The sequence below is a fragment of the Infirmifilum sp. genome (assembly GCF_049970975.1).
GTDB lineage: Archaea > Thermoproteota > Thermoprotei > Thermofilales > Thermofilaceae > Thermofilum > Thermofilum uzonense.
This window is the reverse complement of the sequence record NZ_JBMFLX010000031.1, coordinates 1-16,605: the sequence shown is the minus strand read 5'-3', so window position 1 is coordinate 16,605 and position 16,605 is coordinate 1. Positions and strand designations below refer to the sequence as shown.

The window sequence follows — 16,605 nt, the reverse complement described above, 5'->3', positions numbered from 1 at the left end:
GGGATTACTAACCTTCGTTAAGGGTGAACGTGATGGGTATTATCGCCTTCATGTCGGATTTCGGCTTAGAGGATTACTATGTTGGGGCTGTTAAAGCTGTGATTAAGAGGGTCTGCCCCTCAAGTGAAGTAGTTGATATTACTCACGCGGTAGCGCCGTGGTCGCTTCTCGAAGCGGATTACTTATTGTCATGCTGCTATGATGATTTTCCTCCTGGCACAATTTTCCTCGTCGTTGTTGATCCTGGAGTGGGTACGTCTCGCAGAGCCCTGATAGCTAAGACCAGGGATTATTGGTTTATTGGGCCAGATAATGGCGTCTTTTCAGGGGTTTTGGAAAAGAGTTCAAACCTAGAATTGTGGAGTATCCGTAGTGTCCCCCATAAACATAAAAGCTCTACGACGTTTCACGGACGGGATGTTTTCGCACCTGTCGCAGCGCATATCTCCTGCGGGGGTAGAGTAGAAGATGTTGGTGAGCGAGTAACTGACTATGTGCGTCTCAATAAACCTCCAACTAGATTAGAAGGTGATATACTTACCGGGTATGTCGCCCATATTGACAGGTTTGGAAACGTTGCTACGAGCATAGATAAGGGACTCCTTGAGGACGCTGGTATAGAGGCCGGCTCGATGGTTGGGGTTTGGGTTGGAAACCGTTACTTCGAGCTGAGTGTGTTAAGGACATTCGGAGAGGCAGGTGAAGGCGAGCTTTTCGCTTTGATCAATAGTTGTGAGAAACTTGAGTTTGCTGTTAATAAGGGAAGAGCATCCGATAAGCTATCAGTGAGAGTTGGCGACACTCTGAGAGTAAAACGATTGTAGAAGTCTCTATCTCTTTGGAGTGAAACCTATACCCCTCACGGTTATCTTAAATTTGTTTTCTTCCTTATCAATCTTATAATGAGCACCTAGTATATTCTTACACAGCTCAAGCGCTGTTTCAAGATGCAAGGTTAGCTGTGAAGTATAGAACATTGATTCTCCCTCCGCTAACGACAAATAGATTACAAGGTTATCGGCTGCATGGGGATCCACAGGAACCTGGGCCTCCAGGCTTTTTAGAATATTCTCCGCTGCCTCCCTACCAACGACCTCGGCAGGCTTGCCCTTTTCACCAATGGAATCCCCTCCCACTATCCCATCTCCAACAAACGACCATAGGACGATACCTGTTCCCTTGCCAATCGCTGGCGTTTCACAGTCCAGTCGTATTTGCGAAACTTGGTAGCCTCTCTGAGACAGGAGCTGAGTAGCGGATACTGCTTGTCGCTTGGCGATATCGCATGGGAGATTCGCAGAGTAAGATATGCCTTCTACAGGTGTAGCTCTAGGACCACCGGTGAGTTTTATACTTTTAAGAGGGTAGGACGGTTCCGTCTTTACAGCTACAATACCTCCTCCCTCGGGGTAGAAGCCGTGCCTTATGAGTCTTGATGATGCTTTTACACCTATTTTACTAAACAATCGTAGTAGGATATTCTCGAAGTAGTGGTAAGGGGGGCTCCAGCGAACACTCGTACCGCCCTTTACCTGCATACTTAGGCTACCGCTCGCCGCTATAAGCACAGGAAGAGTTGCCTGTAGAAAGAGGGTTACTGATCCAGCTGTCCCTATATCTACACTGTAGGTCCCACTAGGTAGTTGCTTGAGCGTTGGCTTGAAAATAATTTCGGTCGACCCCACTCTTAGACCCTCCACCTCCGCGCGAACAAGATCCGCAATGAACTTCACCGCTGCGAGGTGTTGTGGTCTTAGTCCAGGGTTATCCCTTTTTGCCCTAATGTTATATATACGGAGAGGCTCCCCCGTTAGAGCCGCGAGCGCTACACTGTACCTTAAAAGTTGACCTCCACCCTCGCCGAAAGAGCCATCTATCTCTATCATCATGCATCACCTAACATCTTGTAGACATGTAGTACTCGTTGGAGAACAGTTAGATATGTGAGAACCAGCAGCCCAGCGAAGATTATCCTTGCTACAGTCAAACTAAGGGGCGCTGTAATTAGCGCCAGAAATGTGAGAATTAGCCTTTCGGCTCGCTCAGCAACACCGATGCCCATCATTTCAACACCAAGAGACTCGGCTCGCGAGCGAGTATAACTCACCAGGAAAGCTCCAATCATAGCTATAAGTAACTCCTCAACACCTACGATGCGGAGTAAATAGAGCAGGTAGTATGATAAGGCATCTTCAACACGGTCTATTGTCGAGTCAAGAAAAGCCCCAAATTTTGTAACCTTCCCAATGGCACGGGCAACTTGGCCGTCGATAGCGTCGCTTAGTATCATTAAAATAAAAAACAGAATCATCAATGGATAATGAGCGTAGGCTAGCACTGATAGAAACCCGAAGAGCAGCCCTGTAAGGGTTATCAGGTTTGGATCAATGCGTAAGTAGACGAGGGGGGCAGCTATATACCTTAAATATACTTGTAGCTTTGCGCGAATCCTGTTAAGCATTGACTCCTCATCCCCTTTCATATAGAGATTATAAGTTTAAGAAACCTATCATTGGTTCAGATTTCCTCTACCAATTAAATCGGTATAAACCCAACCAAATTTCCCGCGGTAGGACACGCCTGGAGTTAAGTGAGTCCACGGCATTATACCTTGCTGGAGCGTAACGAGAGTATCGCCTTGGCTATGTCGCCTCCGCTCTCAATTAGAGCCTTCTTAGCCTCCTCGCGTGTTGCTCCTGTCTGAGCGACTATAAGATCAATGTCCTCCTCTGAGACCTCGGGCTGTTGGGAGCTGGGTGCCGCTGTTAGTGGGCTTTCCTCCTCAACCCCGCTGATCTGATAGATTTTGCCGCTTCCTTTAACCTCAAGCACTTGTACAACCGGGTTTTTAATCGTGATGATCTTGTCCCTTAGTTTTATCTGAACTTCCTCTACTCCTTCTATATCCTTTAAGCTCAAACCCATTCTTTCGAGTAGTCTTCGCTGCTCGCGTGGGCTTAGCCTTTTCATATGTTATACCCTTTGCCATATATTGCTTTAAAACTATCTCTCAAGGGAGAACAGGTATATGTGTAATACGCTTAGTCCGGGGGTGGGTCGACTGGCATCTAGCCATCTATTCATTGAGCCTCCAAAGCGTGAATCAAGGCCTCCTTGAGATCCTTGGTGTTCGATATTCGTCCCTGGAAAAGATCTTTCACGCCTCCACCACGCCCGCCTAGCTTGTCACAAAGCCTTCGACCTATTTCACGCGCATCGTACTTGTCGAGTAATTTGTCGTTTACTTTCAGTGCAATCCGCCCGTCTGAGCTATAGGCTAAAACTATGGCGTTGCTTTTTGACTTTCCTAGGGTGGTCGCAACCTCTCTTGGATCCATATCTGATGACTCGACGAGATATACCTCGACATCACCCTTCCTGTAGACGGGTGAGATTGTTTGTTGGTATGAACCTGTTAGGATCTGTTCTCGTAGGCGTTTGACCTCTTTCTCAAGGACTTCCACATTCCTTACCAGTTCTCGAGCCTTCTCGACAACCAACTCATCTGTAGCTTGCAGGATTTCCTTTAGAGATTGTATTTTTGCTTCTTGTTCCTGAATGTGCTTTAGAGCGGGTTCACCTGCTTTAAAGACGACCCTTACAACGCCGTCTTGTATCTTCTCAAAGCCTAATATCTTAATTATTCCTATTTCTCCAGTGTTGTCTACATGGGTTCCCCCGCAGGCTTCGGCGTCCCAACCCTCTATCTCCACTATTCTAAGGATTTTCTCGGGGACAGCGCCACCCTGATAGAGTGTAAAGCCATACTTCTGCTCAGCCTGGGTTCTCTCTAGTAGATATTTGCGGACGGGCCTGTTTGACCACACTACACTGTTCGCTAAGTATTCAATCATACGCGCCTGTTCCGGAGTAATGGACTTGTGGTGCGTGAAATCAAACCGTACATATTCCTCCGTTTTAAGAGCCCCCGCCTGCCATACGTGTCTTCCAAGAACTCGCCTAAGGGCTCCCAGGACGACGTGAGTGGCTGTGTGATGCCTCATAAGGTTGAGTCGTCTTTTGATATCGATGTATCCGTTGACGGTCAATCCTTTCTCGGGTATTTTCCCGCGGCATTGGTGGAGAATCACGTCGCCCACCTTTATAACTCTTTCAACCTCACAAGTCTGGCCGTTGAATTCCAATCTACCTACGTCTGTTAGCTGTCCACCCCCCTCTGGATAAAACGCTGTTTTGTCGAGTATAACGTATTTCCCGTCTAGGACGCCCAGAACCGTTGCTGTGAAATTCGCTAGTTTTTCGTCCTCGTAATATAATTTTCGAGTTGGCGGGAAGTCCTTGACTTGGCTTGGATCTATCGCTATACTTAGGGCTTCTTTCTGGCCTTGTTGCGATCTGCTTCTGAGTTCTGCTAAGCGAGAATAAAATCCAACAGTGTTTACTTTGAGGTTATATTTAGCAGCTTTTTCCTCTAGAACTTCTGGCGGTATTCCATGGGATTCGTACAATGTTACAAGCGTATCGCTGGGAATCTCGCTTGCTCCACTGCTTAAAACATTACTTATCACTTCAGATATTATCTTATCACCTCTCTGGAGGGTTTCTCGGAATCTGTTTTCCTCCTCGTCTATAATGTCTAGTATCTCGTCTTGTATCTCGAAGTATTCTGGGAAATCCGACTTCCACTTCTCTATCTGTTTCGAGATGACCTCGGCGAGCCTCACTTGAAGCCCAAGCCTCCACATATATCTGAGGCTGCGGCGGATCAGGAGTCTTGCAAGGTAGCCTGCACCAGTGTTGCTTGGTACTATACCGTCACCAATCATCCATAGAAGCGAACGGGTGTGGTCTGCTATAGCATAGATGGATTCGTGTGGCTCGACGTGTTTTCTGAGCTCTTCTAAGCTCATGCCTAGTGATTTTGAAATTGCTGTGAGGGTCTCATAGGCCTCTATTGGTTTTTTGTAGTCGAGCCTGCCGCTTAATCTGGCGATTTGAGCCATGATATGGGGGTCAGGGTGGCCTACCCCTGACTGGTTTCTAAGGTATTCTATTATTTCAGGGAAAACAGCCTCATAAACGTTGTATTTGCCTGTCAAGAGCCAATATATTCTTTCCAAACCATAGCCCGTGTCTACAATTCTATTCTGTATCGGGACGAGCTCTCCGTTTTCTCGTGTCTTGTAATGCATAAATACTAGGGTTGCCACCTCCAAGCCTCGAACAAGAACCTCGTAGTCTTCTCCAGCGTTCCCTCCCCCACTCCACATATCATATACAAATGTTATCTCATCTGGCCTTATACCGTATACCCTGGTGAAAAGATTAAAGGCATATTCGACGGTCTCGTTAGCCCAATAAACACTTTTCCCGGGAAAGTTGAACGCGTGATGCGCCATCATTTCGAAGCCGGTTAGGTGTCTGCTAGTCTTTCCTACGTTATCCACGTCTGTCAGCCTGATACTCGGCTGAGAGATTACGAGTGGGTTAGCTGGGGGAGAGACTAACCCCTCGGTGACCCATGGCTGAAAATCATAGATCGAGGCTCCTACAAGGTAGACGTCCTCGCGCCACCTAGCTACCACAGGATATCTTTTGACCGGCGTGTGACCCCTTTCTTCGAAAAATCTTATAAAACTGCTTCGTACCTCGGTGATGCTTTCCACATGTTTTCCTACCTTCTCGCCTATGAAAGAGTAGGGTTCACAAGGTTGATCCCCGCATGTTTCTCGATTTGGGTTTAAGGTCCAGAAAACTCTGCCGCAGTAGGGACACTTCTTTTTAATCCATCCATTCTCGAGGAAGAATGGAAGATTCTCAAAGTCCTCCATGACGCCTCATAATAAGCAGGCTTGGGATAATATTTAGTCTTCGCTGTTCAAAAACAGGTGAGTTTGAGCATCAGAGGGCTTTAACAGCGATGCTTTAATGGTGAAATAAACTAGGCTGCTCGGTAATAATCAAAAAATGGACCATGCTTATACTGTAAGTTTTAGATGTTTGGGTTCTTAGATTTTAGTAAGTTATAAAGTGCTTGTGCCTCAGCAACCGCCTTGGATATAGCGTAGGGTAGGACTTCTTTGTCTGGAATACCTGCCTCTACCGCTACCGACAAAGCCTCCCTGTAAGCCTTAGCTACAAGTATACTCATCACTTCTGGGAGCGGTAGGGCCGCGTTAACAGACAAGTTGAAGGCCTGGGAGTGCGCACTCTTGATTCTATCAATGTATAATTGCGGGCTCAGCTCAACGTCTTCAGGCTTCACCATTCGTCCGTCAATGAAGATTAGCTTAACGTTTAGCTTGCTCTCAATGGGCTTCATTCCAAGCTTGTTTAAAAGGTCTGCTAGCTCGGGGGATATTGTATCTCCGGGCTTTGCCACTACTGTATCCTTGGCGATCCATATACTTCCCTCCTGAACTCGCATGGGGATGTTAAGTTTGTTAAACAGACTTATAGCGGGACCCGGAGGTATTCCTGTATTACCAGCAGGAACAACTATTTCACTTGTTGCCACGTCACCCGGGCGTGCTGGCCTCATGATCTTCTGCTTGTCCAGGAAGATTAGCACTTCGAAAGGATTAGAGTTGGTGAACACTACAGCGTTTTGTCCTCTTAAAGCCTGTTTAAATTCATCGGAATATCTTCCAGCCTGTCTTAAAGCAATCAGGAAGAGGGTGTTCTTCACTACTTTTAGTACAGAGTCTTTTTGCCTTAGCAGATCTCGACTACCCTTTACGACGGAAGAGGGGAGTCCGGTAATCCCGGCAACCATGAAGTATTTATACCTTTTCAGGTATTCTACCAGCTCTTCAACAGCTTTGGCTTTACGCATTCGCGCCGGATTCATTCTCCCAGTGGAAACAACAGCTAGACTGCTCACTTCTCAACACCTGCCTTTTCAACCTTGACAGGACTACCCATTGTTAGCTTAATGTATATGTTCTTAATATTATTGATAGTGAACTTCTTGAGAATCTCGTCTAGAACTGCCTTAGCATTTGCAGCAAGCTGCTCAACAGGCTGATCTTCTGTGCCTATCCTGCACATAACAACGGGGTCTTCCCTAATACGTATCCTTATCGATCTTCTCAACCTTTCCACTATGGGAGCTATAGGGGCATTGGGCGGTAGGGGCTGAGGCATCTTACCCCTTGGACCCAAATACTTTCCAAGAACACGTCCTACTTGTACCATTAGATCTGTCTGGGCTAGGAAGAAATCATATCTCTTAGCAAGTTTCTTTAGTGTTTTCTTCTCGTTAGCCATCTTCTGTAGCTCGTCCCTATCAATTACCAGGTCTACGCCCGCCTCCCTGGCCTTGAGAAGAGTGTCTCCCGAGGCTATGACAACTATCTTTGAAAGTTTTTTGGGTGGAGGGTTCGGTAGAGCCACCACAGTGTTTATCCTGTTTTCGGGCTTTTTCAAGTCAACATCCTTTAAGGTTATTATCATTTCTACACTTTGAACAAAGCGGCGTTTCTTGTTAGAAGCCTTAAGAGCTTTTTCAATGGCTTCCGTAATGTTCCCAAAGGCACTTGTGGCTACTTGGCTCATGCAGCTTCACCCTCATATTTTCTGATAATCTCGTCGTAAACCCCTCTATTAACATCTTCAATAAACTGTTTGGGTTGTTTACCATCAATTGTTATACCCATGCTCTGACAGGTCCCAGCCACAGTTTTCACGGCCGCCTTCAGACTCTTTGCCCCCATCTCCTTTATCTTGATTTTAGCAATCTTAATCACCTGTTCAACAGTAAGGTTCCCCACCCATTCTTTGGTACTTTGGTGAGCCCCCTTCTCCAATTTTAGTTCCTTCACTATGAGTGCGGCAGTGGTAGGCGTCCCAACCTCTACTTCGAAGGTCTTGTTCTCAGTATTAACTATCACCTTAACCGGAACGCGCATTCCGGCATACTCTTGGGTAAGCTCGTTTATTTTCTTGACAACTTGCATCACGTTTAAACCTAATGGTCCGAGGGCTGGACCTATCGGGGGGCCTGCCGTTGCTTTACCTCCTTCAACAAGAAAACTAAGAGTCTTAATGTTTTGAGACAAGACACCCCACCTACTTGAGAGCTACAAACATGGAGGATCTCGTAGCCTTTAAGCCAGGCTCTCCATGTTCAACCTTCTTGGTTGTTGGGACGAATTCCCCAAGGTAATGTCCTATTCGGTCCGGTGTTATTTCGACTGGAACGAATTCTTTGCCGTTATGCACGTGGATAGTTAAGCCTATCATCTCAGGGAGGATTATGAAGTCTCTAAGATGGGTACGTATGACGGGTTGTTTCTTTCCCTGGACAACAAGCCTCTTGGCGCGGCGGATCTTCTCCAATAGCTTTAAGTGCTCTTCACTAGTCCCTCTCTTTAGAACTCTATACAAGGATCTACGCTGGCGAGAGGGCAGTAGTTCGATGAACTTCTCTAGAGGCATTTTTTCAAGTTCCTCTAGAGTATACCCCCTGTAGGTGAACTTACTCGCTGACTCCATCTAGTACACCTGGCTTCCATACTCTCCCATAGATTTAAGCTTTTTCACTCACCTATCAGCGTTTTTATTCTTTTTGGCCCTTTTCTACATTAGGACTTAACTGAATGGTCTGGAAAAATGTTAGTCGAGAATTATAGTTAGGGGTAAAACCTAATCATAGTAAAGAATCTGAAAGGATATTAAACTATACTCTGCTTATCGTCTTCAGAATAGTACTCTCGAGACTTGTGGCTATCCCTCCTCCAACTTTACCTTTAATGTCACGCATAACAATATTTTCTATGAGCATTTTACTTATATATGCTGTCCTACCGAATAGGATCTTGCTTTCCCAAACCATCACGGCCTTGTTGAACCCTACGGAGCAGAGTGATTTAGGTCTCGAGTTTAAGAAAATAGGCCTGTGTACATAAGAGGGCTCGAGCCCCTGAAGCTGTCTCATAATATTTTTCGCTGCTGTCTTGCCTTGGAGTATTGCTTCCTCAGCCATTTTCATTGCGCAGTCAGAGTTCCATGCGAAATACGTAATGTCTCCCACTGCATACACGTTGTCTACCCCCTTCACGGTTAGATTTGGATTCACAGCTATCCAACCTCTACCCGAAGTCTCAACGGGCAAATCGAACTTTAACCTCGGAGCTCGAATGCCTACAGACCATATGACGGCGTCAAATTCTAGACTTTGCCCGCTTTCAAGCGTAACAGTGCTTCCTTCCACCTTCTTGACGCCATCCCCTTTGACAATGTTAACTCCGATAGATTTGAGGAAATTCTCTACCGCTAAAGAGGCTTTTTGGTGGTTGAGTGTCGGTAGAAGATACGGCATCTTTTCTATAATGGTGATTTTTTCACCGCCTAGTCTCTCAGCTAGCTCACCGGCGATCTCAACCCCTGTTAGTCCACCTCCAACGATGCCTATTTTGATGTCGTTTTTTGATGCTATTATTTTTTGCATCTCAAGATAATGTTCAAGCCTCCATGAAGGTATCGTGTTCTCGGCACCCGGAATCCCGAAATACTCTATTTGGGCCCCTATAGCAATGATGAGATAGTCGTATTCTATAACATCATTATCCCTTAGGAAAATCTGTTTATCTTTAAAGGAAATTCCTGTGACTTCACCCTTCCTGAATTCTATCCCTAGTCTCTTAGATATTTTGTCGAAGGGCTCTGTTATGTCTTCCACAGTCTTCTTTCCAGAAAGTAAGTATGGGAGCGAAGGCAGGTAAACGAATTTATCGCTACTGTCGAGTAGTACTATCTCATGTTGTGATCCTAGCTCGGCTCCACTCAGAGTTTTGAGTGCGTAAAAACCTCCGAAGCCTCCTCCTGCTACAACAATTTTCTTAGCCATCAGAATATATAATAACTTTGATAACTTATAATTTTGTAAGTAAACCTTGTTGTTATTTATGTAGGAGTACCAGCGGAATAGGAACAAACAAGAAGTTTATCACTATATGATGATGTTAAAGTTCAATATTTGAGGAGAGAATTCTTTAGAGTAAACTAGTACTACCTTTGAGTCTTAGACGCGCCTTTCTTTCTTCCTGTTCTCCTAGCCGCTATGTGTCCAACTTTCCTCCCGGGGGGTGCGTTACGGGGAGCTGGAGTAAGCCCTTTGGGGTGTTGTCCTCCACCGGCTGGATGTGCATATGGCGACATTGCTTTGCCACGAACCGTTGGATACTTGAATGACTTGGCTCTTGACCAGTAATACTTTTTCCCAGCCTTGAGAAAAGGTTTCTCAGTTCTACCTCCTGCCGCTACTATTCCGACAGTCGCCCGAGCATTGCCATCTATTTCCTTTACCTTTTTTGAGGGAAGCTGTATGAGAGTCTTGTTCCTCGAGTGTGCCAGTATTATAGCGTAGGCTCCACTACTCCTTGCAAGCTTGCCACCGTCTCCGGGCCGTAATTCGATGTTGGATACAATTGTTCCCTCAGGAGCACTACCTAGTTCAATGATGCTTCCAAGAGCAATAGGCGCCTTAGCGCCGTAGTAGATTTTCTGGCCGACTGCGAGACCTTCAGGCGGTATCATTATCATTTCCCGGCCATCTTCAAATCGCACGATAGCGAGGGGGGTACCGCGGCCAGGTTCATGTACAAGCTCCTTGACATACCCTTCAAGTACCTTGTTTTTGAATTCCTCGGCGTTATATTCTATGTAGCGTGCCGGGCCTATCTTCTTCCACTTTGGGTTCCTAAATACTGATCCTCCACGACCTCTTCTCTGAACCAGTAATCTTTTTCCCATCTAGCTCACCCTTATACTAGACCCATCCTGGTAGCCACATCTGAAGCGGAATACTCCTTAGATAGTCTTACATAAGCTTTTTTGTTGCCGTCCATTGTGTTAAGAGTATTAACCTTTTCCACTTTCACGTTGAACGTTTTCTCCACTTCTTCCTTGATTTGTTTCTTCGTTGCCCGACGATCAACTATGAATGTCAATGTATTTGCCTCCTCGATAAGCCTTAACGTCTTTTCTGTTAGATGGGGCCTTATGATGACACTACTATTTTTTCCGCTCATTCACGCATCACCTTTAGCTTAGAAAGTCTAGTCTCTAGTGTTTTAAGTGCACCTTCCGTATATATTGTGAGCCGACCAGGAACTCCTCCCGGGGCTAGATGAAGCACTGAAAGTTGCATCGCATTGACAACTTCGACTCCTGGGATGTTTCTAGCAGCCTTGGAAATTTCCCTGTGATCATTGACTACTATTAGAACACTCTTAGGCTTTTTATACTTCCTACCTCTAGTCTTTCCCCTGCCTGCCCTGACCCTAATCCCTTCTGCAGCCCGCTCCACGTCAGGCCATACTCCTAGCTTCTTAAGTATCTCGCGAAGCTTTGAAGCTGTGTTCACCTTCTCGATATCATCCAAGGTAACGAGAGGCAACGGCTTCTCAGGAACCTTGTGGCCTCTACGTTTTACAAGATCGAGAATAGCCGTAGCGCTGATAGCGGAGGCAAGGGCAAGTAATCTCTCCTTCTTGTTTATTCTCTCAACCAGTATCTTCTCAACTTTAGGAGGATGAGCGCGCCTACCTTTAACGGCTTGAGGCACTCTAGCTGCACGCATTCCTCCTTTGATCCTTGCAACTCGGGCAATACCGAGTCCTACACCCAGGCTCTCAGCCGTTGTCCTCAGGCCTGCCAGAACGTCTGTCCCCTTTGGTTGTAGTCTAGCTGTGAATGCTGCCAGGTAGGCTCTACGTATGAGGTCTGTTCTTATAGGGGCCTTGAAGAACACTGGTAGGGGTATCTTCTTCTGTTCGTTTCCATCCATGTCGTAAACGGTTATTTCCTTAACAACTGTCTCGATGCTGCTCATCAAGCTCACCCACTAACTTGAGAGAATTGTTGTGTGCTAATATAAACTACTTTGGGGGCTTCTAAGGGTTTTAGCAACCTTATCGGGTATCTGAGCTTCACAAGCCTCTTAATGGCTCCAGGTACACTGCCTTCTATAAGTATAAATTTCGTACGGACTAGACCATAGTGAGGCCAGCCGCCCGCAGGGTTAATGTTCTCCTTTGCCACTTCTCCAATCTTTATAATTCTTTTATTGTATTCTGTTCTCTGATGGAATCCCGTTTGTCCAGCGAAGGGAGTGTAAAACATTATGGAGGGGCCTTGAGGTCCGACGCTTCCTATTCTACGGTGACCCTTACGATGCTTGTGCCATCGCGGCATCTCCTTTACACCATATCTCTTTACTACGCCCTGGAATCCCTTTCCTTTAGTCACAGAGATGACGTCGACATAGTCTCCTTCTTTGAAGACCTCGCTTATATCGATCTCTTTACCAAGCTTCCCAAGGGCATACTCTAGAGCTTCTTTTGGAGAACCACCAATTGCGATCTCGAATACTTCAGGCTTTTTCTTCCCTAGACCGCTCTTCCGGGGCTGTGTAGCAACTATGAGCCTAACTTCTTTAACTTTTTCAATTTTCTCGAGGATTTTCTTCTGCTCTTCAGAATAGTTTTCCTTCTTTGGTATCGTGAAGACCCTTTTAAGGTCTTCCGGCAGCTGAGGACTCCATATCTCGCTTAAGGTTTTCAGACCATAAACACCCGAGGAGTACAGTCGGACTCCAACAACTAGTAAAGGTGGCACCTCAAGAACCGTAGCCGCGTATATCCTTTCCTGACCATAGAATGGACTGTTTTTATTCATCTCGATGCCCACAATATGCAACATTCCAACCTTGTAGCCGGCAAAGCCTAAAGGGACAACCTTGTCTACTTTGGGCCACCGTCGAATCCTAGCTACGATGCTTCGAGCACGCTTTCTGGGATAATAGGCTCTAGACCCTCTACGAGGTTTGTGACCTTTAGCCATTCAACGCCACCACTACTTCTAGGATGCACCGGTTCGATTCAACAATGATAGAGCTTATTAAATTTACGGCATGATCAAAGGCATACAGGAATAATCGTTAATCCAAGAAAATGTTGAAGACCGAGAGAGTGGCAAGAACGGCTTCCTCGGTTCTGACGCTCCGTGTACCCTGACAGGGAAGCGTATTCAGAATATAGTCGGATAACTCTTGAAGCGACTGGTTATGCTCACTCGCTATCTCGAAGAGGCCTTTCCTCCAACTCCCAAAAAGGAAAAGAACTCCCTTCGACCCTCTCTTTATCAATTCCCCCTTTATCGAGTTAAGCTTTTCATAGGTTAATCCCTCCCCCCTCCTAGAAGTCGCTACAATCAAGAAATCTTTTTTCCTATACGTCTCGACCACGGACAATAGATCCTTGAAACAACTAATTCGAAAATTCCAGTAGATGTTTAAATCACTCGGCTGAACAAGAGACCATCCGTTTAATTCTCTTCTAATTGTTACTCGTTTACCTACTGCGGCATTTCCCTCTACCAAAAGAGGCTTCTCAAGACCCGCATCAATAAGAAGTGACTTTCCATGTCTTGCTATGACTACTCCCTCTCTTAAATCATAGTCATCCCTTCTAAGCTGATGGGGTGGGATTGCGAGCGGAGGGACTAGCCCTATGTACTTTAACTCTTTTTTAATCGGTATTAACCTCCTCCTAAGGTACTGAGGAGTTTCAAGAGCCTTTAAAACTTCAGCTACCTTTCCACACGGAAGGCCTTCATGTCTGAAAATCGCGACTTCCTCCACGCGAAATATCCCTAGAGCCCTTGCCAGGAATGCTATATGAAAGGTACGAGCAGGCTCCGATAAATTCGAAAAGTTTGAAGAGGGGAGGGCAACAACACGCTTAATAAAAGGTTTAGGCGGCGGAAATGTACATTCACTCATTTAAAATTCCGTTATCTCTTTACTTCCCACTGGATTTCTCCTTTGATTTTGCTGCTTGTGACTTCTCTTTTGTTAACTCTCTCTTTCTTTCAATGAAAAGAGAGGTTCTCTGTCTTCCACCCATCCGTTGCGCACCCGAATGGAAATGTAACTGTGAGTATTTAAAGGCTACGCATGTTGAGCCGCTGTGCTCGACTCAAGGAATATTATTCAACAGCAACCCAGTAAGCCATTTTACCTCTTCTCTCCTCGCGAACCTTGCCCTCGCGGAGAAGCAGGCGAAGAATGTAAAACACTTGGCTGTGGGAGAGGCCTAAATCCTTGACGATCTCAACAGTAGGTATTGGTCCATGCTTTTTAAGATACTCATGAATAAGCTTTTTACGTTCTATTATTTTGTCGGTTATCTTTCGCGGCATTCAGCCTCACCAATTTTAATTTTTGTTTAAGTATTAAAATTTTATTTTATCATACAATTTATAAATTTTTTTATTTTCTAATAACTATTTGGAAATTTTTCACAAGGAACAAGACTTGAGAGAAAAGAAAGCTACTCGCCGAGGAGCTTTGATAGAGATGGATACATTTCAAGTGCACGCTCACTGGCAAGTATAGAGTAGTATTGTATTGTTATTCCTACAAGTAAAAGTATACCCGTGCCTCCTCCCATGGCTCTTAGTAAGTCGCTTATAACCGCGATAATACCTATTAGGATACTGCTCAGTATTGTGAGGCTCCATATATATCTTCTAAGCATATTAGCGATTATCTTTTCGCTTTTCCTGAAACCCGGTATTTGTAGCTGTGCCTTTACCAGTTGCTCCGCCTGGCTTTCAGGATCCATTCCCGAGGTTATTATCCAGGCAACACCGAAGAGCACAGCTAATACTATGTAGAGCAAAGCATACACAGCCACGTGTACGGGATCAATCAATATTGAGTACAATGATCGGGGCGGCGTTATATAGTAAATAAGACTGCCCGGCATTGGAACAGGCCCATTAGGCGTATAGTTAAATTTAGCAATAACGTTCAGATACGGGTTAGTGTTCCCAGGGTTTACTCGAGGCCATAAGGCCTGTGTAATCATGTAGAAGTTAGCATATAAAGCTCCCACAAGGATAACAGGCATAACGGACACATAGAGTAGTTTTAAGGGTATTCTCGTCCGCATACCACTAAACCTGGCGCTTGAAACTGGAATTGTAACTTTTGTACTCTCCATGTAGGCAAGGATTAGTAAAAGGAATAACATTGAAATAAAGCTAACAAGATCAGGGTAACCAGTCGGCCTTAGAATTGAGTATCTGAGTAGCGTTGAGTTACCGGTTGTTACAAATGTTGATATGCCAATGGCTAGGGAGGGGATAAAGCCATAGTACAAACCATCAGCTAGGGGACCTATGGGTGCAAACATCTCCCAGAATATCTGCTGGGCCACCCCTGCAGCAATGAAGAGACTGACTGCGCTCCCGATACCCCAGCCCTTCTCAAGCATATCGTTCATTAGGATGACAAATATGCTTGCAATGAAAAGCTGTATAAAAACTAGGTATTGCTGCTGTACGCTTAAAGCACCGTAAACGCCACCGTAGATGTAGGCGAATGCCTCAAGGGCAGCGAACAGTATAGATGTAAGCTTTTGTAGCCCTGCAAAGGTTTTTCTACCCTCAGCAGACGTAAGGTCAAGATTAACGATTTTACTTCCTACAAGAAGCTCCCATATAATGCCGGCGGTCACTATTGGGCCTATTCCTAACTCGATCAAGGTTCCACGCTTAGAAGCCATCACTATACGGAGGAACTCTAGTGCGCCAATTGTTCCACCTGTCTGTCTAGGTATCCCGTATAGCGGTATTTGACCCATCAGAAAATAAGCTATGAGTATCAGGGCGGTCCAAAAAAGCCTTTCACTTAGCCCGGGACGCCTAGGCGGACGTTCAACCTCGGGAAGTATTCTGAAGATCGTTGAAAGCCTGTCGTATACGCTCAATTTTCGTCACCTGGAATTAAAACATCTCCACCGGCTTCTTTTATCTTCTGTAAAGCCTTATCAGTAGCCTTCGCGACAGTTACGACAACTTTTTTGCTGATCCTCCCGGAGCCTGTTAGCTTGTTTATCCCCAGCTTTGACAGATCAACAAAGTATTTATCTCCACTTTTTGAGGCTAAACCTGCTTCAACCAACTTTTCTAGCCGCTCATCCAAAACGCCAACGTTAATGGTAGCGTATTGGACAACGATCGAAGGGTGGCGCTTGAAGCCATAAGACCCGTAAAGGTCTGGAGCATACTTCACAGTCCAACTCCACTTATGTTTGTGATACCCGACGAAGCCACGCCCACCCTTTCTTCCACTACGACGGTGCTGGGCCACCCTACCCCATCCGTGAGTTCGGCTTCCACGGAAATACTTGCTTTTCCTCTCTTTTCGTCTGACCAATTTAACGCACCTCATAGCAAAAGTCTAAGAGCTTTTAAAATTTTGCCGGGTTAGGAGTAGGAAGAGACGGCCTTTACACTAATAAGGCAATAAAGCTAGGAACCAATACCATGGTGTAAAGTTTAACAGCCTTGTATTGTTCACTACAGTACCCTGAATTATCCTTTTCAAAGAATAAGCGCTAAAATATATTCAAGAAAAGCACTTTAGTGTTACACCTGTCTGTCCACGTAAGGAATAAAACGTATATACTCTTCATTATTGAAATAATGAATGCTCCTTGGATTTTCACCTGGAGAGAGCAAGGGATTTTAAAGGAGAGGAGAACAAAATTGTTTATAAAATTTTCAGGAGAAGGTTGTTTATCTCTTCCCCCATATAGCCCGTTACTCCCCTGGCTTTGAAATTCTTTTTAA

At 45.4% G+C, this 16,605-nt stretch carries 18 protein-coding genes; 1 reads left to right on the top strand and 17 read right to left on the bottom strand.

All coding sequences use genetic code 11. From position 1 onward, the window contains the following. Positions 1-32 precede the first annotated feature (32 nt). Positions 33-824, top strand: a complete 792-nt coding sequence (locus tag ACP5KC_RS06015; RefSeq protein WP_428286966.1) for an SAM hydrolase/SAM-dependent halogenase family protein — start codon at positions 33-35, stop codon at positions 822-824. A gap of 6 nt (positions 825-830) precedes the next feature. Here ACP5KC_RS06015 and rtcA read toward each other — a convergent pair whose 3' ends face one another. From rtcA to ACP5KC_RS05930, 17 genes are all read right to left on the bottom strand, one after another. Further along, a complete protein-coding gene (gene rtcA / locus ACP5KC_RS06010) occupies positions 831-1,886 on the bottom strand; it encodes an RNA 3'-terminal phosphate cyclase (RefSeq protein WP_428286965.1) in 1,056 nt (351 codons plus the stop codon). Next, positions 1,886-2,482 (bottom strand): archaetidylinositol phosphate synthase, encoded by a 597-nt coding sequence (gene pgsA / locus ACP5KC_RS06005; protein WP_273433956.1) that lies wholly within the window; start codon positions 2,480-2,482, stop codon positions 1,886-1,888. The genes rtcA and pgsA overlap by 1 nt, the downstream gene beginning before the upstream one ends. Positions 2,483-2,604: 122 nt before the next feature. After that, on the bottom strand, positions 2,605-2,970 hold the full coding sequence (locus tag ACP5KC_RS06000; protein ID WP_273433957.1) for a nascent polypeptide-associated complex protein: 366 nt from the start codon (positions 2,968-2,970) through the stop codon (positions 2,605-2,607). A 110-nt stretch (positions 2,971-3,080) separates the two neighbouring features. Further along, positions 3,081-5,792 (bottom strand): alanine--tRNA ligase, encoded by a 2,712-nt coding sequence (gene alaS, locus ACP5KC_RS05995; protein ID WP_428286964.1) that lies wholly within the window; start codon positions 5,790-5,792, stop codon positions 3,081-3,083. A 161-nt stretch (positions 5,793-5,953) separates the two neighbouring features. After that, on the bottom strand, positions 5,954-6,844 hold the full coding sequence (locus ACP5KC_RS05990; protein ID WP_273433960.1) for a 50S ribosomal protein L10: 891 nt from the start codon (positions 6,842-6,844) through the stop codon (positions 5,954-5,956). Continuing rightward, entirely contained in the window at positions 6,841-7,518 is a 678-nt protein-coding gene (locus ACP5KC_RS05985; protein WP_052883378.1) for a 50S ribosomal protein L1, read from the bottom strand. The genes ACP5KC_RS05990 and ACP5KC_RS05985 overlap by 4 nt, the downstream gene beginning before the upstream one ends. Continuing rightward, a complete protein-coding gene (locus ACP5KC_RS05980; RefSeq protein WP_424738738.1) occupies positions 7,515-8,021 on the bottom strand; it encodes a 50S ribosomal protein L11 in 507 nt (168 codons plus the stop codon). The genes ACP5KC_RS05985 and ACP5KC_RS05980 overlap by 4 nt, the downstream gene beginning before the upstream one ends. Positions 8,022-8,031: 10 nt before the next feature. Further along, positions 8,032-8,457, bottom strand: a complete 426-nt coding sequence (locus ACP5KC_RS05975; protein ID WP_052883377.1) for a 30S ribosomal protein S19 — start codon at positions 8,455-8,457, stop codon at positions 8,032-8,034. Between the two features lie 184 nt (positions 8,458-8,641). Further along, the gene (locus ACP5KC_RS05970) at positions 8,642-9,811 is read right to left on the bottom strand and encodes an NAD(P)/FAD-dependent oxidoreductase (protein WP_052883376.1); all 1,170 of its coding nucleotides are present in this window, start codon (positions 9,809-9,811) and stop codon (positions 8,642-8,644) included. A 161-nt stretch (positions 9,812-9,972) separates the two neighbouring features. Next, positions 9,973-10,716, bottom strand: a complete 744-nt coding sequence (locus ACP5KC_RS05965; protein ID WP_052883375.1) for a 50S ribosomal protein L2 — start codon at positions 10,714-10,716, stop codon at positions 9,973-9,975. Between the two features lie 11 nt (positions 10,717-10,727). Further along, on the bottom strand, positions 10,728-10,994 hold the full coding sequence (locus tag ACP5KC_RS05960; RefSeq protein WP_052883374.1) for a 50S ribosomal protein L23: 267 nt from the start codon (positions 10,992-10,994) through the stop codon (positions 10,728-10,730). Then, entirely contained in the window at positions 10,991-11,797 is an 807-nt protein-coding gene (gene rpl4p / locus ACP5KC_RS05955) for a 50S ribosomal protein L4 (RefSeq protein ID WP_273433965.1), read from the bottom strand. Before rpl4p ends, ACP5KC_RS05960 begins: the two co-directional genes overlap by 4 nt. A gap of 5 nt (positions 11,798-11,802) precedes the next feature. After that, positions 11,803-12,807 carry a 50S ribosomal protein L3 gene (locus ACP5KC_RS05950; RefSeq protein WP_052883373.1) on the bottom strand — a complete coding sequence of 335 codons (1,005 nt, stop codon included), beginning with the start codon at positions 12,805-12,807 and terminating at the stop codon, positions 11,803-11,805. 97 nt (positions 12,808-12,904) lie between these two features. Continuing rightward, on the bottom strand, positions 12,905-13,747 hold the full coding sequence (locus ACP5KC_RS05945; protein WP_273433967.1) for an RNA methyltransferase: 843 nt from the start codon (positions 13,745-13,747) through the stop codon (positions 12,905-12,907). 206 nt (positions 13,748-13,953) lie between these two features. Continuing rightward, complete coding sequence (locus ACP5KC_RS05940) at positions 13,954-14,166, bottom strand: FaeA/PapI family transcriptional regulator (RefSeq protein ID WP_052883371.1); 213 nt, start codon at positions 14,164-14,166, stop codon at positions 13,954-13,956. A 131-nt stretch (positions 14,167-14,297) separates the two neighbouring features. Continuing rightward, positions 14,298-15,740 (bottom strand): preprotein translocase subunit SecY, encoded by a 1,443-nt coding sequence (secY, locus tag ACP5KC_RS05935; RefSeq protein WP_273433969.1) that lies wholly within the window; start codon positions 15,738-15,740, stop codon positions 14,298-14,300. Beyond that, positions 15,737-16,189: an uL15m family ribosomal protein gene (locus tag ACP5KC_RS05930; RefSeq protein ID WP_052884836.1), complete on the bottom strand. Its 453-nt coding sequence runs from the start codon at positions 16,187-16,189 to the stop codon at positions 15,737-15,739. Before ACP5KC_RS05930 ends, secY begins: the two co-directional genes overlap by 4 nt. Positions 16,190-16,605: the final 416 nt, after the last annotated feature.

What these genes read in the sequence shown, in the direction of transcription:
- ACP5KC_RS06015 (WP_428286966.1), top strand. Translation starts at nt 33, where the DNA reads ATGGGTATTATCGCCTTCATGTCGGATTTCGGCTTAGAGGATTACTAT.
- ACP5KC_RS05970 (WP_052883376.1), bottom strand. Translation starts at nt 9,811, where the DNA reads ATGGCTAAGAAAATTGTTGTAGCAGGAGGAGGCTTCGGAGGTTTTTAC.
- ACP5KC_RS05945 (WP_273433967.1), bottom strand. Translation starts at nt 13,747, where the DNA reads ATGAGTGAATGTACATTTCCGCCGCCTAAACCTTTTATTAAGCGTGTT.
- rtcA (WP_428286965.1), bottom strand. Translation starts at nt 1,886, where the DNA reads ATGATAGAGATAGATGGCTCTTTCGGCGAGGGTGGAGGTCAACTTTTA.
- ACP5KC_RS05960 (WP_052883374.1), bottom strand. Translation starts at nt 10,994, where the DNA reads ATGAGCGGAAAAAATAGTAGTGTCATCATAAGGCCCCATCTAACAGAA.
- ACP5KC_RS05950 (WP_052883373.1), bottom strand. Translation starts at nt 12,807, where the DNA reads ATGGCTAAAGGTCACAAACCTCGTAGAGGGTCTAGAGCCTATTATCCC.
- ACP5KC_RS06000 (WP_273433957.1), bottom strand. Translation starts at nt 2,970, where the DNA reads ATGAAAAGGCTAAGCCCACGCGAGCAGCGAAGACTACTCGAAAGAATG.
- ACP5KC_RS05975 (WP_052883377.1), bottom strand. Translation starts at nt 8,457, where the DNA reads ATGGAGTCAGCGAGTAAGTTCACCTACAGGGGGTATACTCTAGAGGAA.
- pgsA (WP_273433956.1), bottom strand. Translation starts at nt 2,482, where the DNA reads ATGAAAGGGGATGAGGAGTCAATGCTTAACAGGATTCGCGCAAAGCTA.
- alaS (WP_428286964.1), bottom strand. Translation starts at nt 5,792, where the DNA reads ATGGAGGACTTTGAGAATCTTCCATTCTTCCTCGAGAATGGATGGATT.
- rpl4p (WP_273433965.1), bottom strand. Translation starts at nt 11,797, where the DNA reads ATGAGCAGCATCGAGACAGTTGTTAAGGAAATAACCGTTTACGACATG.
- ACP5KC_RS05985 (WP_052883378.1), bottom strand. Translation starts at nt 7,518, where the DNA reads ATGAGCCAAGTAGCCACAAGTGCCTTTGGGAACATTACGGAAGCCATT.
- ACP5KC_RS05965 (WP_052883375.1), bottom strand. Translation starts at nt 10,716, where the DNA reads ATGGGAAAAAGATTACTGGTTCAGAGAAGAGGTCGTGGAGGATCAGTA.
- ACP5KC_RS05940 (WP_052883371.1), bottom strand. Translation starts at nt 14,166, where the DNA reads ATGCCGCGAAAGATAACCGACAAAATAATAGAACGTAAAAAGCTTATT.